Here is a 22634-nt window from a genome sequence, read left to right on the forward strand (position 1 = left end):
GCCCCATGGGGTGAGAACGGAGTCAGGGTGACGAAGCGCACCGCGGCGATCGTCGGAGTGCACAACACCCGGCAGGGACGCCGGCTGGACGGCGAAACCTCGCGGAGCCTGGCCCTCCAGGCCATCAGCGGCGCACTCGACGACGCCGGGCTGAGCCTCGACGACGTGGACGGGATCAGCGCGGGCCCACTGTCCACGACGCTGATTTACGACCTGCGCCTCGGGCCCGCCTGGCAGGGGCTGGGCTTCGGGGTCGGCATGATCACCGAGGCGGCCACCGCAATCGAGCATGGCATGGCCGACGTCGTGGTATTGGTCGCCGCTCAGGCGGGTGAATACCGCGATCATGAGGCCACGGCGCCGTGGACCAGGCCAGAGAACGAATTCGTGGCGCCCTGGGGGATGTTCACCGCCGCCGAGTTCGCGCTCATCGCCCGACGCCACATGCACGTTTATGGCACGACCCGCGAACAACTGTCCATCGTGGCAGCGACCATCCGCAACAACGGATCGCAAAACCCCGAAGCCGTTTATTACCAACGCGGACCGTTCACACCCGATGACATCACCGCGTCACGGCCGATCGCCAACCCGTTTCATCTCCTCGATTGCGCGACCACCTCAGAAGGCGGGTGCGCGCTGGTCGTGGCGAATCTCGACAAAGTCGACGGCGCAAGCCAGCCGATCTACGTGCTGGGCAGCGGCGCCGACTTCCACGGCCCGTCCTATCAGCACCCGCCCGCGTGGGATCTCGCCGGCCGCCGCGGTGATCACGTTAATGGCGTGGTCGGCACGCGCGCGGCCGAGCGTGCCTTCGGCCACGTCGGACTGCGGCCCGACGACGTTGACGTGCTGGAGCTCTACGATCCGTTCTCCTTCGAAATCATCCGTCAGCTAGAGGCGTTCGGATTCTGCGGCGATGGTGAGGGCGGACCATTCGTCGCCGACGGTCACATCGCCATCGACGGCAGCCATCCGATCACCACCGACGGAGGAACCATGTCCTTCAGCCACGCGGGCTCCAACCCGCAAATGATGCAGCGGGCGATTCGAGCCGTTCAGCAGTTGCGCGGCCAGGCAGGCAAACTCCAGGTGCCCGACGCGCATATTGCCCTGTGCAGCAACGGGGGAGCGGGAGCCTTGTTCACTACGGTGCTGATACTCGGGGATGGACCGCTATGATTCCCGAGCCCGGCCCCTTGCGGTCCCAGACCGGCCCCGTGCCCCACGCCAGCAGTCAGCTCAGCGTTCCGTTCTGGCAGGGTTGCCAAGCGGGAGAGCTGCGCTACCAACGCTGTGAGGCTTGCGGACTCTCGAATTTCCCGCCGACAGAGCATTGCCGCCAATGTCTTTCGGCCGAATTGCGGTGGCAGCAGAGCAGCGGTCGCGGCGAGATATACAGCTGGACGGTGGTGCATCGGCCGGTCACGGCGGAGTTCGAACCGCCGTATGCACCGGCGATCATCACGCTGGACGAAGGCTACCAAATGCTGACCAACGTCGTGGGTGTGGCGCCGGACGATCTGGCGATCGGCATGCGCGTGCAGGTGCAATTCCATGCCGTCGGCGCCGATGTGACCCTGCCGTACTTCACCAGCCAGAGATAGACAGCCGTGAGCCCCGCGCGCACCAGCAACGGCCTGCCCGCAACCGCCTACCTCGTCTTGGGTGTGCTGGCGGCCAACGACGAACAACTCACCGCTGGTGAGATCAAGATACGCGCCGAGCTGTCGGTCGGCCACTTCTATTGGTCGCCGTCGGTCAGCCACGTGCGGCGCGAACTGAACCGGTTGCTGGCGCGGGGGATGGTCAGCGAGATCGGTGCTCAATCCGGCAAGCGCGCCATCACGTTGTACGAGACCACGGATTCCGGCCTCGATGCGCTGCGCAGGTGGGTCCAGCACTTCCCGGGCCAGGATCAGGTCGTCATCAAGCACCCCGTCATCCTCAAGATCTGGCTTGCCCGTGGCGAGGATCCAGAACATGTGATCGACTCACTGGACCGCCATCTCGAGGCGACCCGGGCTCGGCTGGACGAGGCGTTGTGGTCGCGGCAGCGGTCCCGTGAACTCGGCATAATCGATGACCCGGACCAGCGGTTCTCCTTCGCCGTCCTCGACTACGCGATCCGCGGTTTGTACGCGGAGATCTCCAACATCACGCAGCTGCGCGACGAGATCGCCAGCGGCACAGGCCGAGATCCCGTCAAACGGGTGCGACGGGCGAAGGGGCAGATCCGCCGCCGGGTACCCGCGGATCCGAGTTAGACACCGGGGCAGGCGCCGCCTGCCGGTACGCCGTGCCACGTGGATCGCGCTCCCAGAGAATTTCCCCTTCGCCGATGGCCGTCCCTTCGGCGATCAAGTGGCGCTTGAGCACTTTGTGGGTCGCGGTGCTGGGAAGATCGGCAGCGATGCGAACGTATCGCGGCCGGGCCTTGGGCGACAGGTCGGGCTGCGCGTCGAGGAAGGATTCGAATGAATCCGGGTCGACGGTGAAACCTTCATTGAGGACGACCGCGGCCATCACCTGGTCGCCGACGCGTTCGTCCGGCACGGCGTACACCGCGACGCGGTTGATGGCGCTGTGGCGCATCAAAATCCGTTCGATCGGTGCCGCGGCCAGGTTCTCGCCGTCCACCCGCATCCAGTCGGCGGTGCGGCCGGCGAGATAGATCCAACCCTCGGAGTCACGGTAGGCGAGGTCCCCGGACCAAAACATGCCGTGGCGCATGCGTTCTGCGTTGGCCTCCGGGTCGTTGTAGTAGCCGGTGAAGAAGCCCGATCCCTTCGTGTTGACCAACTCGCCGACGGCTTCGTCGGCATTGGTGAGCGCCCCGGAGTCGTCGAAACGCGCCACTGCGCACTCGGTGATGGTCTCGCTGTGGTACACGGCGATCCCCTCGACCCCTCGGCCGATCGAGCCCTTGGGCGTGCCGGGTTCGCGTATCACGATCACCGCGTTCTCGGTGGAGCCGAAGCCGTCTTCGACCTGGACGCCGAAACGGCGCGCGAACTCCTCGATGTCCTTTTCGTTGGCCTCGTTGCCGAAGGCCACCCGCAGGGGATTGTCGGCGTCGTCGTCGCGTTCGGTGGTGGCGAGGATGTAGGCGAGGGGTTTGCCGACGTAATTCATGTAGGTTGCGCCGTATTCGCGGATTTCGTCGAGGAAGTTGCTCGCCGAGAACCTCGCCGGCACGATGGCGGCGCCGGAGCACACCGCGGGTGCCCATCCCGCGACGACCGCATTGGAGTGAAACAGCGGCATCGACACGTAGCAGGTGTCCTGCTCGGTGAGGCTGAAGCGCCCGGTCAGGCTAAGACCGGCGATCGCGGCCATCAGGTGTGACACCTGCACCGCCTTGGGATTTCCGCTGGTTCCAGACGTGAAGATCATCATGAACGCGTCCGTCGCGGTGACTTGGCGGTGGGGGACCAGTTCGCCGGCACCGCGGACGAACTCGGCCCACTCAGGCGTCGAGGCATCGAGGATCTGCGTTGCCCCGAGGTTCAAACCCTCCAGCAGCGGCCGATGCTCGGCGTCGGTGACGACGTACTGACAGTCTGCCCGGCGGATGTCGGCGGCCAGCGACTCGCCGCGCCGCGTGGTGTTCAGGCCGCACAGCACGTAGCCGCCGAGCCCGGCCGCCGCCATCTGGGTCAGCATCTCGGGCGTGTTTCCCAGCAGAACGCCGATGTGCATCGGCCGTCGCGGATCGGAGGCGCCGATCAGCGCTGCGGCCCGTGCCGCCGCCTCCGCGAGATACTGCTTCCAAGTCCATTGCAAGTTGGCATGTTTCACGGCGACCGCCGGGTCCGACAAGCGCTTCTGCAGGAGCGCCTGAATCGTGTCGTCGGTCATCGGATCCACCTTCAATTACGAGACGAGACGGTCCGTCTTATAGTAGCGGGCGACTGGGCGGCGCCCCTATCCGCCGACCATGATCAGGCCGCCGTCGACCGCCAGCAGTTGCCCGGTGATAAAACCCGAGCCAGGACCCGCCAGAAAGACCAGCATCGGCCCGACATCTCGGGCGGGGTCTCCCAGCGCCCCGCCGAGCGGAATCATCATCTTCATCTGCTGGTCGATGAGGGCGCTGGCCTCCGGACCGAGGAAACTCCGCAATCGGTCGGCGCCGGGTGTCTGCACCGCCGGCGCCAAAGCGTTGACGGTGATGTTGTCGGCGGCCCAGGCCCGGGCGGCGGATCGTGTCCACGCCTGCACCGCGCCTTTGGTCGCGGCGTAGACGGCCGAGATCGGGCTGCCCATAACGGCTTCGGAGGATCCGAAGTTGATGATCTTGCCGCCTTTGGGATCTTGGCCCTTCATCACGGCGTACACGGCCTGGTTGGTGAGGATGGTCGCCTTCACGTTGGTGTCCAACAGGAACGAAATTTCGTCGACGCCGATGTATCCGGGGATCCCGGGCTGCCACAGTCCCGCGGCGTTGACCAGGACGTCGAGTCCACCCAAGCCTTCGGCCGCTTGTTGCACCATCGCGGAGACGGCATCGGCATCGCGCACGTCGCACTGCAGCCAGGTGGCCACGAGATCATCCGGAGGCGGGGACTGGTGATGAGTGGCGGCGACGTCTGCGCCCGCCGCGGTGAGGACCGCGACGGCGGCTGCGCCGATACCGGTGGCTCCACCGGTGACCAGGATCCGCCGGCCTTGCAGCGGTGGCGTCACGTCTGACATGGCGGCAACGCTAGCCGCCGAACGTCGAGTTGTCGGGCAAAAATCGCGGATTCGGCTCAACAACTCGACGTTCGGCGCTTAGGCGCCCTAGGTGCGTACCGCGATCGTCGACAGCAGGTCAGCGAGCCGATCCGGTTGGTCCACCATCGAGAACGTCCGCGCGCCTTCGATCACCTCGAGCCGGGCGTTGGGGATGGTCGCGGCCAGTCGATTACCGTCCTCCTGTTCGAAGAACACGTCGTCTGCCGACCACGCGATGAGCGTCGGCTTGTCGACCTCTGGCAGCCGGGCGGCGACGCCGGTGGTGACCTCGGTGCGCAGCGAGAGTGTGAACTGTCGCAGGTCTTCGGCGACGGTCGGGTCGGATAGCGCCGGGCGCACCCAGACCTCCGTGAGGTCGTCGATGTCGCGATGCGCCAGGCCGTCGAACGCGCGCTTGCGCGCAACCGGAGCACGCATGGCCTGGATCGCGGTCTTGAATAGCGTTTTCGACTTGGCCGCCAGGATCACCGGCTTGAGGATCGGCGGCGGAAAGTGCTCGAACGCATCGCAACTCGTGAGCACGAGCGCACCGAGCCGCTCGGGATGGTGCACCGCGACGAGCTGCGTGACGACCCCGCCGGTGTCGTTGCCGACGAGCACCACGTCCTCGAGGTCGAGTGCGGCGAGTACCTCGGCGACGATGCCGGCGACGCCGGTGATGGTCCGGTCGGCGCCGGGGCGCAGCGGTTGCGGGTGCGCGCCCAGCGGCCAGGTCGGGGCGATGCAGCGCAGGCCGAGATCGGCGAGTCGTTCGCTGACTTGGCGCCACAGTTGGCCGCCCATCATGTACCCGTGCACGAACACGATGGGCCTGCCGTTTTCGGGTCCGGTTGCTTCGTAATGGATCGTTCCGGCATTAATGTCGATCGTCGACATGGATAACTCCCACTCCGAGATATAGTTACAAACAGACTGTCTGTCCGTAAGTTACCAACAGGTTGTATGGAAATCAAGAGGCGGACTCAGGAGGAGCGCTCAGCGGCGACCCGCGATGCGCTGATCTCGGCTGCCCGCAAGCTCTGGGGCCGACGGGGCTACGCGGAGGTGGGGACGCCCGAGATCGCCACGGCGGCCGGTGTGACCCGGGGAGCGATGTACCACCAATTCGCCGACAAGGCGGCGCTATTCAGCGATGTCGTCGAGGCCGTGGAGCAGGATGTGATGGCGCGGATGGCGACCCTGGTGGCCGCGTCGGGAGCGACGACACCCGCAGACGCGATCCGGGCCGCTGTCGACGCCTGGCTCGAGGTGTCCGGCGATCCCGAGGTGCGTCAGCTGATCTTGCTGGATGCGCCGAGCGTGCTCGGCTGGCCCGCCTTCCGCGATGTTGCCCAGCGGTACAGCTTGGGCATGACCGAACAGTTGCTCACCGAGGCCATCCGGGCGGGCCAGCTGGCCCGCCAGCCAGTGCGACCGTTGGCCCACGTACTTATCGGCGCGCTCGACGAAGCCGCCATGGTCATCGCCACCGCCGACGATCCGAAACGCGCTCGGCGGGAGACCGGGCAGGTCCTGCGCCGGCTGATCGACGGGATGCTGCACGACCCGCAACCGGAGCATTGATGCGAAGGAAATCATGGCTTCCGCGAGGAGCGCCGGCCTTCAGTCGTTTGATCGATGCAGCCAGAGGAATTGCTTCAGCTCTCGCGCTGGCAGACGAAAGTACGGTGGAATCGCTTGCAGCACGGCTGTGCTCATGGGGATTATCTCCGGGCGTTCCAGCGCGAATGTGCGTCCACGCCACGTGAGGGTGGCATTACCGGACGCAATGGCGTTTCGGCACCAATCCACGTCGGCGCCATAAGACAGTCCGATGACGAACCCATCCCCATAAGGAAAGGCGCCTACGGGAGTCGCGTAGGTCCGACCGGAACGACGTCCCACATGTTCGAGAAGCGCATACGGGGTGTGGCTCTTGCCGGCGATCGGGGAAATGACCTTGTTGTACGGCTTGAGCAGCGTGGGGCGCAGCCTCTTATCGTGCTGCGCGATTTTGGCAACCACATAGCTCACCAACAACCACGTTGTTGCGAGGGAGCCCGCCAGCAGAATGAGTCTGAAAGCCGCTCGAAACAAACACGGAAATCGCCTTGCTTGCATGTGCGGAGCGTAGCCGCCGCCGCACTCGGCTCGCGGCGGCCGTTCTCTGCGACGTGATTGCGCGGTCACGAGCCCTGACAGGTCAGCGAAACGCGGAGGATCACGCTGTCGGAGTTGAGCAGGTTGGTCTCCACATCGCCGTAGAAGTAGCGGTCGTCGGGGCTCCAGTCGGCGGTCTGAACCACGGTGGCGTAGACCTGCCCACTGCCAAAGCCCCGCGCATCTCCGTTGCTGTTGAAGTCGCTGAGGCGCTGCGGGTTTGAGCCGTCCGGGTTCATGGTCCACCAGTCGGTCCCGCGCGACGGGTTGTCGGCATTGGTCATCCATAGGACCTGGCCGTTCGGTGTATAGCGGGGGTGTTCGTTGTAGCTGTCGCCTTTGGTCAGCCGAGTGGTCGCACCGGAGTTGAGGTCGAGGCGATAAATCTGGCTCTTCCAGAAGTTGTGCGTTTCGAAGTCGCTGGTGAACACCAGCGAGGTGGAATCGGCTGAGAAGCCGCCACTCTCGTTGAACGCATCACCCACAGGTGAGACCGTGCGGATGCCGGACAACGACGGCGTGCCATCTTGGGCGACGTTGAAGTCAGCCACTTTGATCACCCAGAATCCGGCGAAGCGATTCGGATTGAGCATCTTGCCGGCGGCGGTGCGTTCGGTCCACTCCAGCAGTCGACCGTCGGGCGAGAATTCCGGGATGATCGTGCCGTGATCTTTGTCGGTCGGGACGTCGGTGAGCTGCCACGCGTGAGAGGCGTCGGCCGTGGCCACCCACAGGTCCGAGAAGCTGCCCCACCCGGGAGTTGCGCCGACCGAGTTTCCGGGGTGACTCGACTTTTCGGCCACAAACGCGACGAATCGCCCGGACGGGCTCCACACGGGTGACCCGGTCGTGCGTTGCGGTAAGGCGGCAGAACCCACTCCCAACTGCTGGCGGATCGTGCCGTCCGGCTTGACGGTGTAGATGTGGAAGAGGCCGTCACTGCCCTTGGCGTTGAACGCGATTAGGTCGTTGGCCTTCGACCAGTCAACGGCGAAGGCGTCCTTCTCAAACACCTGATAGCTGATTGGCGGCCCACATCCGCTGTGTCCGAGGGGTTTCCCGGGAGTCGGCTGAGAACCTTGAGCCGAGTGTGGGTGACGGGCGCACGAACTGCCCAGGACGACGAGGATCACTGCGCACACGCGGACTGCGCACATCGAAAACCGTGCCACTTTGCCACCCCGCCATTGATCCCGACTACTGGCCAGCACAACCAGCCTACGGATCGCCGGCGCATGCCACCGCGGCGTTTCATTCGGGTGGACGTCGTCGAGCCCGGTGGTGGGTTAGAACTGGCCGCAGTTAGGTGCGGTGGGTTCTCCGTTGAAGCGCGCGGCGATCCACTGCATGGCCGGCTCGCCGTCGACGAGCATCGGCAGGGCGTGGTTGATGATCAGTTTGTTGAGAAACGGTGGTTCCTCGTTGGTGCGGAATTCCACGCCGGCGCCCTGGGCGCACCAATCGCGACCGAGCTGGTTGGCCGCGGTCCACGGCACCAGCGGGTCATAGCGGTTGCTGTCGATCATCACCGGCGCGTTGGGTTTGGAGCGTCCGATCCGCTGCGCTTCGAACAGGCTGCTGAACGGTTCTTCGTTGACTAATTGGTTGATGTCCTCGGTGAAGTAGGGCTGCAGATGCCGAAACATGAAATCGATGAGGGTCTGGCCTACGCACTGGCGTGACACCGATTCGAGCATCGCCAGCCCGCGCGGCGTCATCTTGGAGCGGATAACCTCGGCGAACTCCGGATAGGCGGCCATCACACTGTTGAGCGCGTACCCGACGACGCCGACCAGGACACTGCCGTCGGCGTAGGGAAGCAGTTCCTTGAGGTTGGCCGGCGGCGCCCCGGCGTAGGTACCCACGATGTGAAGCTCGGGGGCGTAGGAGGCGGCCAGCTCGGCCGCCGACGCCGTCGCGCCGCCGCCTTGCGAGTATCCCCAGAACGCCACGGGCCCACGCGGATCCAACGATGTTCCGGGCAGGTGCATGGCCGCGCGCGCGGCATCGAGCACGGCCTGCCCCTCGGCCACCCGGCCCACGTACGTATGCATCGAGGGGGTGCCCAGGCCCTCGTAGTCGGTCATCACGATGGCGAACCCACGGGCAACCATCGTCGCGACGAACAACTCCTCGTAGTTGAACATGATGTCCCAGCCGCCCGAATAGTGGATGCCCTGGTTGAACATTCGCGACGGGGCACACTGATTGCCCTGGCCCTGCGTGCCGGGCGCGTAGCTGATCAGGGGCCGTGGCCCACTGCCCGGCCACGCGTTGTAGGGCTCAAAGTAGGTACCGGTGACCGCGATTGGATTGCCGCGGGTGTCGTTGCTGCGGTACATGATTCGGGTGCCGGTGGCCATGATCGCGCCCAGCTGGCCGGACGGCTCCAGCACCAGGCGCGACGGCTCAGTGCGGATCAGGTCACCGGGCTGGCCGGGTGGCAGCGGATCCGGTGGGGTGTAGAACTCGGCGTACTGCGGCTCATCCCCACCATCGGCGCGAGCATTTCCGACGGTGGCAACCGCCGATCCGATGACAAGCAGGATTGCGAGTACCCCCCCGAATCGGCGCATCACGGAACGGTAACAATGGAGCACCCCCCAATGGAAGGGTGATCTCGGCCGTCGTCTCAGCGGTGGCTCTGGGCGAAGAATTGCCAGATGGTGTCGGTAGCGTTGAGCGCCGTCGACGGCTCGGGAATCCCCGCCAGCTCCGCGAGCGGACTGGGCTCGCCGCCGGGCCATTGATGGCCGGCACCGGCCACCGAGATCAACTCCGCGGTGCGTCCGTCGGCGCACCCGGCTGTTTGGGTCGTCACGTCTCCGGCAGTCGTTGAGGTCGGTGCTCCGCATCCGTCGATGGCACGCCAGGTGGCGTTGACCGACTCCACCGAGGGGCCGTCGACGCGCGGATTCCCATTGATCGCGAACGCTTTACCGGGTCCGCCGTTGTAAGGGACCCGGTCGTCGGCCGTGCCGTGGATTTGCAGGACCGATGTGGGCCGCGCTTGGGAGCAGTCGGTCAGCAACGTGCCCGCGACGGGCGCGATGGCGGCGAAGGTGTCGGTCTGGCAACCCAGCCGAAGTGCCATCATGGCCCCGTTTGACATGCCGGTGGCATAGATGCGCGCGCGATCGATCGGCATCTGTTGCTCGATGGCCGCGACCATGGTGGTGATGAAGCCGACGTCGTCGGCGTTGATGCGCTGGGGCTCACCGCAGCACGTCCCGGCATTCCAGGCACGGTTGAGACCGTCGGGGTAGGCGACCAGGAAATGACCGCCGTCCGCCTCGCTGTCCCAGTGATACGAACGCTCGGCCTGTTCACCGTTGCCGAAGCCGCCGTGCAGCATCACCACCAGTGGCGCCGCATCGGTCAATCCCTGTGGTCGGTACAGGTGAAAGCTCCTGCTGACCCCGCCCGACTCGACGGTCTGAGTGGACTGCCCTACCGGGATCGATTGCGCGCCGGGCGTTCCCGCCGCATGTCCGCCGCCAAGGCACCCGCCGAGCACGACAATCAGAAGCGGAACGAGGCAAACGCTGAGTATTCGAGCCCGTGGAGATCGCATGAACCCATCCTGTCAGCCAACCCGATATTTGACAAGTAACTTGTCAATCTTGCCCGGAGTGGCACACTCATGGCCATGCGACGTGTTGTGGATGCCGAGTGGAAGCCCACCGTGCCCGCGCTGGTGAGCTGGGTTGCCGCGTCGGGAGCGCCTCACCTGAGAGCGGCGTTCGCCGCGGCCGGACTCGACGGGATTCGCCCGGCGCAAGCGGTTGCGCTCGTACCGCTGGCGGCCGGCGGACTGCACGCATCGGATCTGGCCGATCAGCTCAAGGTGAGCCGGCAGGCGGTAGCCCAAGGCATCGCGGCCCTGGAACGACACGGCTACGTCACTCGAGTGCCCGACCCCGTGGACGCCCGCGCCCGAATCATCGAGATAACACCGCGCGGCCGCCAGGCGCTACGCGTAATGCGTTCCAATGCACTTGATTTGGAGAAGCGATGGGAACAGATCCTGGGACAGCAGCGATTAGGCGAACTGCGCGAGACCTTGCACATATTGCTCTCCGGTGAGGCCGCGGAATCCGGCGCGTAATGCCTATTCAGAACGATTCCTCGCGGCGTAGGTTCGACCCCAAGACAATGAACAGGAGGCCCGCCGTGCCCATATTCATGGTCGAGCGCAACTTTGCCGAGGAACTGGAACCCAGCATCGAGGTCGCCGACGGCATCAATCGGATCAACGACCAGGAGGGCGTTCGGTGGATGTATTCGTTCTTGTCAGCTGACAAGCGAAAGACCTACTGCCTGTACGAGGCGCCCTCGCCGGAGGCCATCAGAACCGCGGCCGCGCGCGCCGGTCTTCCCGCCGATGTCATCGTCGAGGTGAGTGATCGCGTTATGCCGGACGGAGCCTTATCGGACATCTGAAAACGCTCACCCCAGCAGCTCGTGATCGGCGGCGTACATCGCCGCTTGCGTGCGGTTGGCGGCGCCGGTCTTGATCAGGATGCTGCGCACGTGGTTGGCCGCCGTGTTGGTGCTGATGTAGAGGCGTTCGCCGATCGCCCGATTGCTGAGCCCCTCGGCCAGCAGCCGCAGCACCTCGACCTCGCGTTCCGTCAGGCCATCGGCCCCCTGGAGATCCATAGTCAGCAACGACTCCACCAGGTCCGTGACCCGGGCCTGACCGATCGGCGCGGCGATTGCGCGGGCCTCGTCGGCCAGGCGCCGCGCATCCTCGGTGCGACCACACGACGCGGCAAACAACGCGTGCCGGGCCAGCGTCTCCGTGACGTGAACCACCGAGCCCATCCGACGGTCCATCTCGAGCGCCGCGCCGAAATAACGCTCGGCCGCGGCACTGTCGCCGCCGAGCGCCGCCATCCGGGCGAGATATCGGTCGGCGCTGCCGAACAGGGCGACGAACTGGCCGGCCACCAGGTTCTTCCCGGCATAGCGCTCGAGGTACGGGCGCAGTGCGTGGACCGCTTCGCGGTTGCCCAGCGCTAAGGCCGCCTCGACCATGAAGACCAACTCCATCGGCCACTGTGCCTCGTCGGTGCGGTCGCCGAGATTGCGGTTGAGCAGGTGATTCAGTGCGCGGGCCATGCCCCGTTCGCAGTCGAGCTCGGTATACAGCGCAAGCAGACCGGGCACCCAGCGTCCGGCGAATGTCTCGCTGCCGTCGACAAACCCGCCGAATCTCTTCAGGTCTCCGGTTTCGCGGCGGATCATGAACATCTGGACCCCGTTCGAGCCCTCGGTGTCGTCTGCGCCGAACAAATCGCCGGTGCGCAACGCGATGTCGGCCCACCGTTCGGCGCCGGCGAAGTCGCCGCGCAGATAGGCCAGCCCCTGCTCGACGCACGCGCCTACGAACCCGAAAACGGGTTGGCCGCAGGCTTGGGCCGCGCGCCGCATGTCGGCGGCCGCCGCAGCCACGTCATCGGGCCGGCCGGCCAGATAGCCGACCACGGCGCGGAAATGCGATCCCACCCCCAGTGACTCGTAGTCGCGGCGCGATAAAGCCATACGCGAGGCCTCGGCAGATCGCTCCGATTGGATTTCGCACATTTCCGGCGTGAGTCCCTGCCACAGACTCGTCTTCAGGGTGTGCAGCAGTACCGCCGAATCGTCGGCGATCCGCGCCCGGTCGATAGCGTTGTTGCCGATTTCGCGGGCGCGCGCCGCCTCGCCGGCGAAAGCCAGCGCCCGTCCGAAACTGCCGAGAGCCTGCACATAGTTTGGGTCGTCATTACTCAACCCGCAGGACTCCAGTGCCGAAGCCAACAGGTCGGCGGCCTTCGAATCGGCCTGCCCGCGACGCCAATTCGCCTCCTCGTAGCCGATGGCCGCCTCCAGGCGGATGATCGGGTTGTCCATCGCGCTGATGCGTTCGTAGATGGCCCGCGCCGGGGCGAAATCGCCGGCCCGCACGTGGTTGGCGGCCGCGTCGAGGTCCAGCCGTGCCCGATCCGGGAGGCTCATCTCGGGAAGCGACGCCGCCCGCTCGAACCATTTCGCCGCATCCTCATAAGCCATGCTCTGTTCGGCCATCCGGGCCGCCTGACGCGCGTATCGCAACGCCTGCTCGTGGTAGCCCAGCACGTGTGCCCGCAGGTAGTGGTTTGCCAGGCGGGGAACGACCGACGGGTCCGCGCGCCCCTCGAGCGCTTCGGCGGCTCGCGCGTGCATGATCCGCAGCCGGGACGCCGCCATCCCGCCGAGCACGGCCTCGCGGGTAAGCGCGTGCACGAACGAGAACTCGCCATCGGAGTCGTGCACAGCCCGGACCAGCCCGACGGCTTCGGCCGAATCGATCGCTGCCAGCGTCGCGGTGAGATCGGTCTCGCGGGTCGCGATTAGGGCGGGCAGATCAAACGTCTGACCCAGCACCGCTGCCTGCTCGATGACCTCTCGGACGGTGGCACCCAGTCCGCCAAGGCGGCGGGCAATGGCATCTCCGATCGACGCCGGGACGGTCTGTTGCACACTCAAGGTGGCTAGCCCGCCCCGCATTTCCAGGTCATTGACCAGTTCGGTCAAGAAGAACGGATTGCCGCCGGTCTTGTCACGCAGCAGGGCAGCGGCCGTGCGGGCCGACGCGGGAGCCAACTGCTGCGTTCGGCTAACGAACTCGGCGATCGCCTCGGTGTCCAGGCCCGCGAGGTCCAGGCGCCGGACACCGTCGAACCGGTGCAGTTCGGCCAGCCGGGTGGTGAGCTCGTCGGAGCGGTCCGGCGGGGTCGTGCGGAACGTGGCCACCACCAGCATGCGGACGTCAGCGCAACCGATCAGCACGTGTTCGAGCATCGCGAGGGTGGGCAGCTGCGCCCAATGCAGGTCGTCGAGGATCAACGCGATCGGGCTATCGATGGCCAGACGACGCAGGAAGCCGGTAAGCGCGTTGAAAAGCGCCTGCCGGCTTGTGCCGACGTCCTGCGCGGGGACGGTGTCGGGCAGATGCCGATCCACCTGGGTTGAGAGCCGCCGCAGCTGGGGCCCGGCGTCGGCCAGTGGACCCGCCATGGAACCTGGTGCAGCGGCGATCAGGAGACGATCCAGCGCCTCAGCGAATGGTGCGAACGGGACGTCCGCGTCGGCCGTCGAGCTGCCCGCGAGTACCGCAACGCCGTGGGCGGCCAGCGTTCCGGCCACCTCGGCGGCCAGGCGCGTCTTGCCCGCCCCGGGTTCACCGCCGATGAACACCGCCTGGCGGTTGCCGCTCTCGACCCGCTCCCAGGCCTGCTCGAACGCCGCGAGCTCTGCGGCGCGACCCACGAGCGGGCCGCGGCGACGTGCGATCAGTTCTGCTGGAAGCGGTGGCGGCAACCACTGCGCCATGGAATAAACGTAACCGCGTCGGTGTCGGCCGGTCGATAGTCAGATCTGACTATCGTTAGATGCCTCGGAAATGCTTTGTTGTGGTCATGACGAACGGCCTCCTCGCCTCGTAGCGTCGCAGCATCACGACCCGCGAAGCAGACGAGGAGGTGCGGACAATGAGCCAGACAACCGCAACCGACGAATTACGGACCAGGCTGGGCGCGGAGGTGATCCTGCCCGACGACCCCGGGTACCACGAGGCGCGTGCGCTGCACAACGCCATGATCGACAAGCGGCCGGCGGTGATCGTGTGCTGCCGATCCGTCACCGACATCGCGGGCGCTCTCGAATTTGCGCGGACATCGAACCTCGCGATCGCCGTCCGCGGGGGCGGTCACAACGGCCCCGGTTTCGGCTCCGTTGAGGGCGGCCTTGTCATCGACTTGTCGCCGATGAACCGCGTCGACGTCGACCCCGATCGGCGTACCGCCCGCGTCCAAGGCGGTGCGACGTGGGCGCAGGTGGACCGCGCGACCCACGCCCACGGTCTGGCGACGCCGGCCGGCATCATTTCCACCACCGGGGTGGGCGGCCTCACCCTCGGTGGCGGCCACGGCTACCTGTCCCGCAAGCACGGCCTCACCATCGACAACTTGTTGGAGGCCGAGGTCGTGCTGGCCGACGGTCGCGTGGTGACGGCGTCCGAATCTGAGCACCCCGATCTGTTCTGGGCGCTGCGCGGCGGCGGCGGCAACTTCGGCGTGGTCGCCTCGTTCACTTTCCGGCTGCTCCCCGTGCACACCGTGATCTGTGGTCCCACGGCGTGGCCCGCATCGGTGACCGGCGACATCTTGAGGTGGTACCGGGACTTCCTCCCGGCTCAAGACGAAGACCTGTACGGGTTCTTCGCAAGCATGACCGTCCCGCCGACGGCGCCGTTCCCCGAGGCGTTCCACCTGCACAAGGCGTGTGCTGTGATGTGGTGCTACACGGGCGATCCCGCCCGCGCCGACGAGGCGTTCGCGCCGGTTAGGCAGATGCAGCCGGCCTTCGAGGGCCTTGTTGCGGCCCCGTACCCGGCACTGCAATCCACCTTTGATGGCCTTTATCCCAAAGGGCTGCAGTGGTATTGGCGTGGCGACTTCGTACGGACGGTGCCGGACGACGCCGTTGAAGCGCACGCCCGCTTCACCGAGGAACTGCCAACCATGCACTCGACGATGCACCTCTACCCGATCGACGGCGCGGTCCATCGGGTTGGCCAAACCGACACCGCGTGGGCCTACCGGGATGTCAACTTCTCGCAGGTCATCGCGGGTGTCGATCCTGACCCGGCGAACGCGGAATTGATAAAGCGCTGGGCGGTGGACTACTGGGACGCCACCCACCCGTACTCGGCGGGCGGTGCTTACGTCAACTTCATGATGGACGAGGGTCAAGACCGAGTCCGGGCGACCTATGGTCCGAATTACCAGCGGCTCAGCGAGATTAAGGCACAATACGATCCGGGCAACGTCTTCCGCATCAACCAGAACATCCTGCCTGCCGCCTGACACGATCGCGCCCGCTTCCGCTCAACATGAGGTTCACCGTCCGGAACTCGTGAACGAGCGGTTGGGAGTCGTTCGAGGTCGTTCAAGGGACTCAAACGACCGGCATACTGGCGAACGAGGCGCTACGACCCGGAGGGCACCGTTCGTGATAACTCGTGATGTCGAGGCGAGCGCGTTGGGCGACCTGGCCCTTTCTCCGCCGCGCGCGGCGTTGGCCGTCACCGTAGACGACGAAATCCGCGTGCTGCCGGTCAGTGTGAATCTTGAAGGGCCTGGCGATCCTGCGTCGTCGCCGCGCATTGTGCAGGTGCCGGAGGGCAGCCCAGATCTCGCGGATCGCAATGTCGTTGTGATCGCCGACGACGGTCCGGAGTGGTTCCGGTTGCGGTCGTTAACTGTCAGAGGGATCGCGAAGGCCGTGGGCGATTGCACTTACCGGGTCGTGCCCAAGCGAATCGTGGCCTGGGATTACGGTTCGCTTCGCCGCGTACCGACCCTGCCGGTAACCTCAACTCCACGACGGGCGTCGTTTTCGGTTACCGACGAGAACGACGATGTCAACCCTTTCCGGTCGCCGAATCTTGAAGCGGCGGTGCGCAGTTCGCGAGTGATGATTCTTGCCAGCCGTTCACAGAGGGGCACGCCATTTGCGGTGCCGTTGTGGTTCGTTCGGCACCACGGCCGCTGGTATGCGACGACCTCGGCGTCGTCCTGGACAGTACGCAATGTGGCTGCTTCGCCGCAGGTGGCAATACTGCTCGGTGGCGAGGGGCGGGGAAACACCAACCGGCTCCTGGTGCGCGGATCCGCCCGAGCGGTCCGAGGTATGCCACCGCCGGCGGTGCTTGCCCGGATAGCCTGGCTCTACTATCTGCAACCGCGGTTCGCGGCGGTAGAGCTTGGTCACATACGGTTATGGGCGCTGCGAATGCGCTACTACGGCCAATCGCAGGCGGCATACGTCGTGATCACGCCCCAGACCGCGACCGAACTTCGAGCCCCGTAGTCACAGCGACGCCGACACGACACTCGACGCCGCACACGAGATGCTCTAACCCGCGAGTGGCACAACAAGTTTGGGATGGGTTGCTTTGGCGGCCTACGGCCGTTGTCAGACGGTTTTGGCGCGAACTGGACGCAACCGTGGAAACAGTAGGCCGGTTCGGACCTTGTAGGCGGCGAAGCCGGGATGGCGCGCCATCGATTGATCCTTCTTGATCATGTTCCGGACGAAGAATCCAAAGATCCACGCCGCGTTTACCACAAACGGTATCGGGTTCCAGGAGATGACCGCGAAACCAAGGTAGGTCAGAATCTCACCTAGGTAGTTGGGATTCCGCGTTCGAGCGAACAGACCATCCTCGATCAAGCCGGGACGAACTTTCAGGGTGTAGTACTTCTGGGCGTCAGAAACATAGTGCAAGAAAATCCCGAACACGTAGACGGTGACTCCCACGCAGACCGCGATGCCGGGGACATTGGGCTTGAGCCACGCCAACAAAATCGGCGCGGCGTAGTAGCCGGCGAGCGGCAGGAAAACGAACAAGATCCCTATCCAGATGGGTACCTGTTCGGCGAACCGCCGATCGGGATAGGTGCGGCCCTTGATCAGCCACAGGATTGAATACGTACCGTGCATGGCCAGGTAGAGCCACATCATCGTGCTGTAGTTGGCAAAGGCGAGCATCGCTGCCACCGTCACCGGGATGACAAGGGCTTTGTGCAGGTTGATGAAGAAGCCGGTGGTTTTCATGAGTCCTCATTCGGGGCAACCGATCACGTTTTCGGGGTGTCGCCGGTGTCCTGATCGTGGGGTTTGATCGACGAGCGGAGACACTACAGGATAGTATTACTATCCAGCGATCTCTACAAGAGTGTCATCCGAGCGTGCTGCCCCACCGCAGTGGCAGGAGGAACGACTGTGCGGGTATCCGAATTGGCCGAGCAAACAGGCGTATCGGTGGCAACGGTGAAGTACTACATACGTGAACGCATGCTCGCGGCCGGCGATCCGACGGGTCCGCGGCGTGCGACATACGACCCCTCACACGTGCAGCGGATAAACCTGATCAAGGCATTGACCGGCCCGGCGGGGTTATCGGTATCCCAGGTCAAAGCGATCCTGCAGATCATCGACGAGCCCAGGTCCAGCCTCGATGATCGCCTCGCCGGTGCCACAGCCGTACTGGCCGACGGCGTCGACACGGACACCGGCGACGAATCCTTTCCTCGCGCTCGGCAAATCGTCGGTTGGCTTGGAGAGCCGTACCGGGCCGAACCGCCCGCGGCAGCCCTCCTCGAGAGTGCGCTCCATGCGGTCGAGACGGCCGGCTTCGAACTTCACCCAGACCAGTTCGCCATCTACGGCGAACACATGCTTGCCATCGCCGCCAGCGAAGTCGCCAACATCCCAACCGACCCTGCCGAGGCCGTCCGATACGCCGTTCTTGGCACCGTACTTTTCGAACCCGTCCTTGCCGCGATCCGCCGGCTGGGGCAGCAGAGCCTCGTCAAACGACGCCCCGACGCCTGACAGGATTGCGCACCGGCCTAGCCGGCGTGGCTTGACCTTGGGCAGATGCCGTGCCGAGTGGCTAGCCAGAAAATCGCGCCGAGACGTCCTGGTGGTGCGGGGCATTCGGATTATCGTGACGGAATGGAAGAAAGGTTTGCGCTCATCAACCGCCGCCTTGCCATGCTCGAACAGCAGGTGCGTCTGTTGTCGGAGAGGGTCGAGGTCCCGTGCCCGACGTTCGCCAGCGACGTCGGTACCACCGCACCGGGGCAACTTGACCGCGGTGTGCCCGCGGAAGTTGTCGCCCTCGCCCGTGCCGGAAACGCGATCGCCGCGATCAAGCTGTACCGCGAGTTGACCGGCGCGGGACTACGCGAGGCGAAAGATATTGTCGAGTCTTTGTAAACGGGGCTTCCTCGACCGACACTAGGGCCCGCGGAAAGCACGATTCATTCGTTGCTTGAATGCCTGGTCGAAACGGCGGTAGGTGCTACGCAACGGGTGCCCCGGCCAGTGGTCGCCGACGAGCTCGACGGGCAGCAGCGGATCGAGTTGAAGATGCCGGACCACGGCGATCGATAGCGCGAAGTCGTAGGTGAAGCTATCGGTCGAATCGTCACGTGCGCTTGCCTTGAGCGCGACATCCATGGCCTCCTCGAGCGCCCTGGCGTCCTCTGCCCACTCATCGAGGGAAAAGAGTGATCGCACCCTGTCGGCGGTAATGTCCGTGGCGGCGCGGCGAAAATGCGTGCACTGCTGGTCCAGCACCTCCCTGAACGCCGGAAACCGTTGCGGGTCAAGGTTGTCCGGACGAATCCAAACGCCCTCCCGAAGCTCGGCCAGATGCAGCGTCATCGCCGCTTTCCTCAGCTCGAGGCGATCGGCCGCCGACCTGCGATCCAGCGCCACGATCGCCAGTTCCCATGTTCCGTCCCAGCGGTGGGCGGCGGCGTCGTCGATCCGGGAAGCCTCGTCGACCCGGTGGTGGCGTTCCATCAAGCGCCCGGCGAGTGCGTAGCTCCCGTCGTCGCCGGAGATTTCGCCATTTGAGACCATCCGCCAGAGGCAGGTGCGGGCCGCGCCGCCGCTGATGCCGAACAGTGAGGCCACCGCGACCAGCTCCGCCACCGTGAGACGGCCCTGGTCGGATCCCAACAAAGCTGACGCAAGGACCGAGCGCGCGCTGAGCGGCCGGCTGCCGATCAAGTCGCTCAGGCGGGATTGCGGTGCGGCGGGCACGCGGGCAACGATATCACCAAATCATTGACGCGTGACGTATAAAGTGTGACACTGACACGCATGAGCTCCCCGACGAAGTCGTTGGTCGCCGACGATGTGGAGATCGCCAGGCGCATCCTTGCTCACATCGACGCCGGTACCACCGATGAGGGTGCGGCTTGGCGTGAACCCGTCGAAAACTACCTAGACCCAGCCCGGTTCGTTCAGGAACTGCGGCTGCTACGCACGACGCCGACTGTGTTCGTTCCCTCCGCGACGATCCCAAACGCCGGTGATCATGTCGAACGAACCGTCTTCGGGGTGCCCCTATTCGCCGTGCGGGGGCGCGATCAACGGGCCCGTGTGTTCCGCAACGCCTGCCGGCATCGCGGCTTCGCCCTCGTGCAGGACGCCGGGTGCTCCCAGGCGCTGGTGTGCCGCTACCACGGCTGGACTTACCGTCTGGATGGTTCGCTCTCGCACGTCCCGCATGCCGATGCTTTCCCGGATCTGGACATGTCGACGCGCGGTCTGGTCGAGGTCGGCAGTCAGGAAGTGGACGGGCTCATCGTCATAGGCGGACTCGACTCCGAAGGCGCAGCGCCGAAAGACTATGGCGAAGAGGCGATCTCGTGGCTGACCGACGGGAGTCCGTGGCGCGAGAAGCTTGTTCCCGCGCAGCGGCTCGTTTTTGCGGAATCCACGCTTCGGGCGATCAACTGGAAGGTGCTCGTCGAGCAGTTTCTGGAGGGCTATCACATCCGCTCGACGCACAGGGACACCTTCTTCCCGGTGCAGTACGACGACCTCAACGTGGTCGAGCTGTTCGGCCCGAATAGCCGAATCACATTTCCATACCGCAATATTGAACGTCTTCGGGATCGCCCGCAGAGCACTTGGTCGACGGACGCGAGGGTGACGTACCTGTATCAGCTGTTCCCCAACGTCATGTTGGCGACTTTCCCGGACGTGGTGTCGGTGGTTGTGATCGACCCGGTAGACGTCGATCACAGCACGGTCAGTGTTTACTCGATGGTCAGGCCGGACGTCGCCGAACGTGCCTCGCTTGACCCAGCGAACAACCTGGTGGGCGCGGGTAGTTTCATTGAGCGGGGTCTCGTCGAAGATAACGAGATGTCGGCGGGTGTCCAACGCGGGTTGCACTCGGGTGCAAACTCGTTCGTGGAGTTCGGACGTCACGAGAGCGCGATCGGGCACTTCCACGCCACCCTTCAGGAGCGTCTCGCTCGATTAACCAAGGCCTAGCTCAGGAGTCGAACGGAGCCATCCGCACGGCCAGCGGCAATCCACAGCGAACGAGAAGCCCGAAGCGTCCGGCCGGCAACGCCGTCGCCTCCGCGCGCATCATGCCAACGAGTTCCCTTTTGAAATCACCTCTCGGGTAACGCCGCAGCACCTCTGCGACATTGCCGGGAGCGATGTCCCAGATGCGCAGTCCGGCGCCGTCGACCATCGCTCCCCACTGCAAGTAGCAGCCAATGGCGCCGTCGTCTTCCACCTTGACTCCTGGTGTTGTGTGAACGCAGATACCGTCGGCGAGCAGATCCGCACGGTCATCTGCGAGTCCGGCGGCCTTAGCGCAGGAAATCATCCGATCGACGCTGCCGAGAGTGAAATCACGGTTGCCCGTAGGGCGCGCAATGCCATAGTCGTGCAGCAGCGCCCCGCAGTAGAACAGCTCGTCGTCCGTCTTGTTTCCGTCGACGGCCGCGAGCGCACGCCCGAACAACCAGGTGCGGTAGGAGTGGCCCGCAAGGGTCGGCGGCAATTCCGCGCACGCCTCCTCGGCCTCACGAGCGAACTTTGAATCGGGTACGCGGAATGTGTCCAAGTCAACCTGCGCGGCCGCAGCCGGAAGCCGGCCCAGGACGAGCTTGGTCCGTCCCACCGCGTTTTGCCACTGGCCTACCGCAATTGCGGCCAGGAGCCGGCGCCGCTCGGCGCGAGACAGACGACCGCCGGTGCGACGGACCCACGCAAGGCCACCAAGCCGCTGGGGATCGGGCGCGTTCATTTCATTTCAACCAATCGACTGCAATCGCATCGCCCCCATCGGGCAGGCACAGTCAGCGCTACGGCGTTTTGAGGAAGACGTCGTTGAGGGTGACGGTGCGAAGGTTTCGGGCGCGGATGATGTCGACGAGTTGCGGATACACGTGCGTGACGGGCAGGTGATTGAGGTGCCCGATAACGATGGACTGCGGGGTGAAGTACTCATCGGCCATCTTCACGATGTAGTCCTGGGTGATCAGCGTGGAATCCGACAACGAACCCGACCATAACGTTGGCACGGTGTAGCCGAGGTCGGCGGCCACGGCGTCGACGGTGGCGTTATGCTTCGCGTACGGCGGCCGCCAGTACGGTTTCGCGCCGATGCCGTAGGTCTCCTTCAGAAAATCGTCGTTGCGCTTGATCTGTTGGGCGACTTGGTCTTTGGGCAGGGTGGTCAGATCCGGGTGTGACCAGGTGTGGTTGCCCAGTTGGATCTGCCCGGATTCGACCAGCGGCCGAAGCAGCGCCAGGTTGTCGGTCCACGAGTTGTAGATTCCGTTGACGAAAAACGTCAGCCGCACACCGGTGTCTTTGGCGAACTGCGCGTAGGCGCGCACTACCTCGCTGTTGACGCCGTCATCGACGGTAAGCGCAAGCAGATCACCCTGGCCGGGAATCTTGTGCAGTGCACCACCACCGGGCAGCGCGACGCGGGCACCCAACGGTGGGGGCGGTAACAAGGCCGACGGCGCGGTTGGACCCGATGTCGCCACGTCGGCCGGAGTCGTCTCGGCGAATGTCCGCGGTTGCGGGTCGACCACGAGACGGGCCGCGCCCACGCCGACAACAGTGGCCGCTGCGAGCGCCCCGAGGAAGCGTCGCCGGTTCAGCTCTGACGCGGGACGGCTCCCGAGGCTCCTCGTGAAGGAGGGGACGACGAATTCCACGCGATGCCTCGCGGGTCTTTTGCGGTGCGATGTCGGCACGCGCGACCCCGCGCCGGGGGTGCCCCAGTTGCCAAAGTCCGCAGCCACAGCAGCGAACCGTACCATTGGCGGCGCGACCATGCCGGTTTCGTTACGGGAGGGTCAGCTGTGAATTCGGCGTCGAAACGG

Annotated in this window: 23 protein-coding genes; 11 read left to right on the forward strand and 12 right to left on the reverse strand. The window is 65.2% G+C overall.

The window, feature by feature from the left end; all coding sequences use genetic code 11:
- Window positions 1–27 precede the first annotated feature (27 nt).
- Genes ACLP4W_RS11800 through ACLP4W_RS11810 form a run of 3 tightly spaced genes read left to right on the forward strand, consistent with a single transcriptional unit; the run spans window position 28 to window position 2267 of the window.
- Window positions 28–1182 carry a thiolase family protein gene (locus ACLP4W_RS11800; RefSeq protein WP_442386305.1) on the forward strand — a complete coding sequence of 385 codons (1155 nt, stop codon included), beginning with the start codon at window positions 28–30 and terminating at the stop codon, window positions 1180–1182.
- On the forward strand, window positions 1179–1607 hold the full coding sequence (locus ACLP4W_RS11805) for a Zn-ribbon domain-containing OB-fold protein (RefSeq protein WP_442386306.1): 429 nt from the start codon (window positions 1179–1181) through the stop codon (window positions 1605–1607). The genes ACLP4W_RS11800 and ACLP4W_RS11805 overlap by 4 nt, the downstream gene beginning before the upstream one ends.
- Window positions 1608–1613: 6 nt before the next feature.
- On the forward strand, window positions 1614–2267 hold the full coding sequence (locus tag ACLP4W_RS11810; protein WP_442386307.1) for a PadR family transcriptional regulator: 654 nt from the start codon (window positions 1614–1616) through the stop codon (window positions 2265–2267).
- On the opposite strand, the gene fadD1 is transcribed toward ACLP4W_RS11810, so the two are convergent.
- The 3 genes from fadD1 to ACLP4W_RS11825 all read right to left on the reverse strand — a co-directional run bounded on the left by fadD1 (window position 2206) and on the right by ACLP4W_RS11825 (window position 5616).
- On the reverse strand, window positions 2206–3861 hold the full coding sequence (fadD1, locus tag ACLP4W_RS11815) for a fatty-acid--CoA ligase FadD1 (RefSeq protein WP_442386308.1): 1656 nt from the start codon (window positions 3859–3861) through the stop codon (window positions 2206–2208). The genes ACLP4W_RS11810 and fadD1 overlap by 62 nt on opposite strands.
- Before the next feature lie 66 nt (window positions 3862–3927).
- Complete coding sequence (locus tag ACLP4W_RS11820) at window positions 3928–4689, reverse strand: SDR family NAD(P)-dependent oxidoreductase (RefSeq protein ID WP_442386372.1); 762 nt, start codon at window positions 4687–4689, stop codon at window positions 3928–3930.
- A gap of 96 nt (window positions 4690–4785) precedes the next feature.
- Window positions 4786–5616, reverse strand: coding sequence for an alpha/beta fold hydrolase (locus ACLP4W_RS11825; protein WP_442386309.1), 831 nt, complete (start codon window positions 5614–5616; stop codon window positions 4786–4788).
- Window positions 5617–5682: 66 nt separating this feature from the next.
- On the opposite strand from ACLP4W_RS11825, the gene ACLP4W_RS11830 reads away from it, so the two are divergent.
- The gene (locus tag ACLP4W_RS11830) at window positions 5683–6303 is read left to right on the forward strand and encodes a TetR/AcrR family transcriptional regulator (RefSeq protein WP_442386310.1); all 621 of its coding nucleotides are present in this window, start codon (window positions 5683–5685) and stop codon (window positions 6301–6303) included.
- A gap of 39 nt (window positions 6304–6342) precedes the next feature.
- Here the strand turns inward: ACLP4W_RS11830 and ACLP4W_RS11835 are convergent, their stop codons facing one another.
- From ACLP4W_RS11835 to ACLP4W_RS11850, 4 genes are all read right to left on the reverse strand, one after another.
- The gene (locus tag ACLP4W_RS11835; RefSeq protein WP_442386311.1) at window positions 6343–6753 is read right to left on the reverse strand and encodes a nitroreductase family deazaflavin-dependent oxidoreductase; all 411 of its coding nucleotides are present in this window, start codon (window positions 6751–6753) and stop codon (window positions 6343–6345) included.
- Between the two features lie 152 nt (window positions 6754–6905).
- Window positions 6906–7892: a hypothetical protein gene (locus ACLP4W_RS11840; RefSeq protein WP_442386312.1), complete on the reverse strand. Its 987-nt coding sequence runs from the start codon at window positions 7890–7892 to the stop codon at window positions 6906–6908.
- Between the two features lie 273 nt (window positions 7893–8165).
- Window positions 8166–9455, reverse strand: a complete 1290-nt coding sequence (locus tag ACLP4W_RS11845) for a lipase family protein (protein ID WP_442386313.1) — start codon at window positions 9453–9455, stop codon at window positions 8166–8168.
- 56 nt (window positions 9456–9511) lie between these two features.
- The gene (locus ACLP4W_RS11850) at window positions 9512–10453 is read right to left on the reverse strand and encodes an extracellular catalytic domain type 1 short-chain-length polyhydroxyalkanoate depolymerase (RefSeq protein ID WP_442386314.1); all 942 of its coding nucleotides are present in this window, start codon (window positions 10451–10453) and stop codon (window positions 9512–9514) included.
- A 75-nt stretch (window positions 10454–10528) separates the two neighbouring features.
- Here ACLP4W_RS11850 and ACLP4W_RS11855 point away from each other — a divergent pair, with 75 nt between their 5' ends.
- Window positions 10529–10987, forward strand: coding sequence for a MarR family winged helix-turn-helix transcriptional regulator (locus ACLP4W_RS11855; protein ID WP_442386315.1), 459 nt, complete (start codon window positions 10529–10531; stop codon window positions 10985–10987).
- Window positions 10988–11052: 65 nt separating this feature from the next.
- The gene (locus ACLP4W_RS11860; RefSeq protein WP_442386316.1) at window positions 11053–11322 is read left to right on the forward strand and encodes a DUF4242 domain-containing protein; all 270 of its coding nucleotides are present in this window, start codon (window positions 11053–11055) and stop codon (window positions 11320–11322) included.
- 6 nt (window positions 11323–11328) lie between these two features.
- Here the strand turns inward: ACLP4W_RS11860 and ACLP4W_RS11865 are convergent, their stop codons facing one another.
- On the reverse strand, window positions 11329–14238 hold the full coding sequence (locus tag ACLP4W_RS11865; RefSeq protein ID WP_442386317.1) for a helix-turn-helix transcriptional regulator: 2910 nt from the start codon (window positions 14236–14238) through the stop codon (window positions 11329–11331).
- A 158-nt stretch (window positions 14239–14396) separates the two neighbouring features.
- Between ACLP4W_RS11865 and ACLP4W_RS11870 the strand changes: the two genes are divergently transcribed.
- A complete protein-coding gene (locus ACLP4W_RS11870; protein ID WP_442386318.1) occupies window positions 14397–15773 on the forward strand; it encodes an FAD-binding oxidoreductase in 1377 nt (458 codons plus the stop codon).
- A 145-nt stretch (window positions 15774–15918) separates the two neighbouring features.
- Window positions 15919–16779, forward strand: a complete 861-nt coding sequence (locus ACLP4W_RS11875) for a pyridoxamine 5'-phosphate oxidase family protein (protein WP_442386319.1) — start codon at window positions 15919–15921, stop codon at window positions 16777–16779.
- 105 nt (window positions 16780–16884) lie between these two features.
- Here ACLP4W_RS11875 and ACLP4W_RS11880 read toward each other — a convergent pair whose 3' ends face one another.
- A complete protein-coding gene (locus ACLP4W_RS11880; RefSeq protein WP_442386320.1) occupies window positions 16885–17526 on the reverse strand; it encodes a DUF1295 domain-containing protein in 642 nt (213 codons plus the stop codon).
- A gap of 168 nt (window positions 17527–17694) precedes the next feature.
- Here ACLP4W_RS11880 and ACLP4W_RS11885 point away from each other — a divergent pair, with 168 nt between their 5' ends.
- The gene (locus ACLP4W_RS11885) at window positions 17695–18306 is read left to right on the forward strand and encodes a MerR family transcriptional regulator (RefSeq protein WP_442386321.1); all 612 of its coding nucleotides are present in this window, start codon (window positions 17695–17697) and stop codon (window positions 18304–18306) included.
- 123 nt (window positions 18307–18429) lie between these two features.
- Window positions 18430–18693 (forward strand): ribosomal protein L7/L12, encoded by a 264-nt coding sequence (locus ACLP4W_RS11890; RefSeq protein ID WP_442386322.1) that lies wholly within the window; start codon window positions 18430–18432, stop codon window positions 18691–18693.
- Between the two features lie 21 nt (window positions 18694–18714).
- Here the strand turns inward: ACLP4W_RS11890 and ACLP4W_RS11895 are convergent, their stop codons facing one another.
- Window positions 18715–19527, reverse strand: a complete 813-nt coding sequence (locus ACLP4W_RS11895; protein ID WP_442386323.1) for a PaaX family transcriptional regulator C-terminal domain-containing protein — start codon at window positions 19525–19527, stop codon at window positions 18715–18717.
- A 60-nt stretch (window positions 19528–19587) separates the two neighbouring features.
- Between ACLP4W_RS11895 and ACLP4W_RS11900 the strand changes: the two genes are divergently transcribed.
- Window positions 19588–20772 (forward strand): aromatic ring-hydroxylating oxygenase subunit alpha, encoded by a 1185-nt coding sequence (locus ACLP4W_RS11900; protein ID WP_442386324.1) that lies wholly within the window; start codon window positions 19588–19590, stop codon window positions 20770–20772.
- 1 nt (window position 20773) lies between these two features.
- Here the strand turns inward: ACLP4W_RS11900 and ACLP4W_RS11905 are convergent, their stop codons facing one another.
- The gene (locus ACLP4W_RS11905) at window positions 20774–21541 is read right to left on the reverse strand and encodes an HD domain-containing protein (RefSeq protein WP_442386325.1); all 768 of its coding nucleotides are present in this window, start codon (window positions 21539–21541) and stop codon (window positions 20774–20776) included.
- A gap of 58 nt (window positions 21542–21599) precedes the next feature.
- Window positions 21600–22409, reverse strand: a complete 810-nt coding sequence (locus ACLP4W_RS11910) for a polysaccharide deacetylase family protein (protein WP_442386373.1) — start codon at window positions 22407–22409, stop codon at window positions 21600–21602.
- Window positions 22410–22634 lie beyond the last annotated feature (225 nt).

Source organism: Mycobacterium sp. (assembly GCF_052145595.1).
GTDB lineage: Bacteria > Actinomycetota > Actinomycetes > Mycobacteriales > Mycobacteriaceae > Mycobacterium.

Excerpts from the sequence above, each read along its gene's own strand:
- ACLP4W_RS11805 (WP_442386306.1), top strand. The coding sequence starts at position 1,179 with ATGATTCCCGAGCCCGGCCCCTTGCGGTCCCAGACCGGCCCCGTGCCC.
- fadD1 (WP_442386308.1), bottom strand. The coding sequence starts at position 3,861 with ATGACCGACGACACGATTCAGGCGCTCCTGCAGAAGCGCTTGTCGGAC.
- ACLP4W_RS11825 (WP_442386309.1), bottom strand. The coding sequence starts at position 5,616 with ATGTCGACGATCGACATTAATGCCGGAACGATCCATTACGAAGCAACC.
- ACLP4W_RS11830 (WP_442386310.1), top strand. The coding sequence starts at position 5,683 with ATGGAAATCAAGAGGCGGACTCAGGAGGAGCGCTCAGCGGCGACCCGC.
- ACLP4W_RS11845 (WP_442386313.1), bottom strand. The coding sequence starts at position 9,455 with ATGCGCCGATTCGGGGGGGTACTCGCAATCCTGCTTGTCATCGGATCG.
- ACLP4W_RS11850 (WP_442386314.1), bottom strand. The coding sequence starts at position 10,453 with ATGCGATCTCCACGGGCTCGAATACTCAGCGTTTGCCTCGTTCCGCTT.
- ACLP4W_RS11855 (WP_442386315.1), top strand. The coding sequence starts at position 10,529 with ATGCGACGTGTTGTGGATGCCGAGTGGAAGCCCACCGTGCCCGCGCTG.
- ACLP4W_RS11865 (WP_442386317.1), bottom strand. The coding sequence starts at position 14,238 with ATGGCGCAGTGGTTGCCGCCACCGCTTCCAGCAGAACTGATCGCACGT.
- ACLP4W_RS11870 (WP_442386318.1), top strand. The coding sequence starts at position 14,397 with ATGAGCCAGACAACCGCAACCGACGAATTACGGACCAGGCTGGGCGCG.
- ACLP4W_RS11880 (WP_442386320.1), bottom strand. The coding sequence starts at position 17,526 with ATGAAAACCACCGGCTTCTTCATCAACCTGCACAAAGCCCTTGTCATC.
- ACLP4W_RS11890 (WP_442386322.1), top strand. The coding sequence starts at position 18,430 with ATGGAAGAAAGGTTTGCGCTCATCAACCGCCGCCTTGCCATGCTCGAA.
- ACLP4W_RS11900 (WP_442386324.1), top strand. The coding sequence starts at position 19,588 with ATGAGCTCCCCGACGAAGTCGTTGGTCGCCGACGATGTGGAGATCGCC.
- ACLP4W_RS11905 (WP_442386325.1), bottom strand. The coding sequence starts at position 21,541 with ATGAACGCGCCCGATCCCCAGCGGCTTGGTGGCCTTGCGTGGGTCCGT.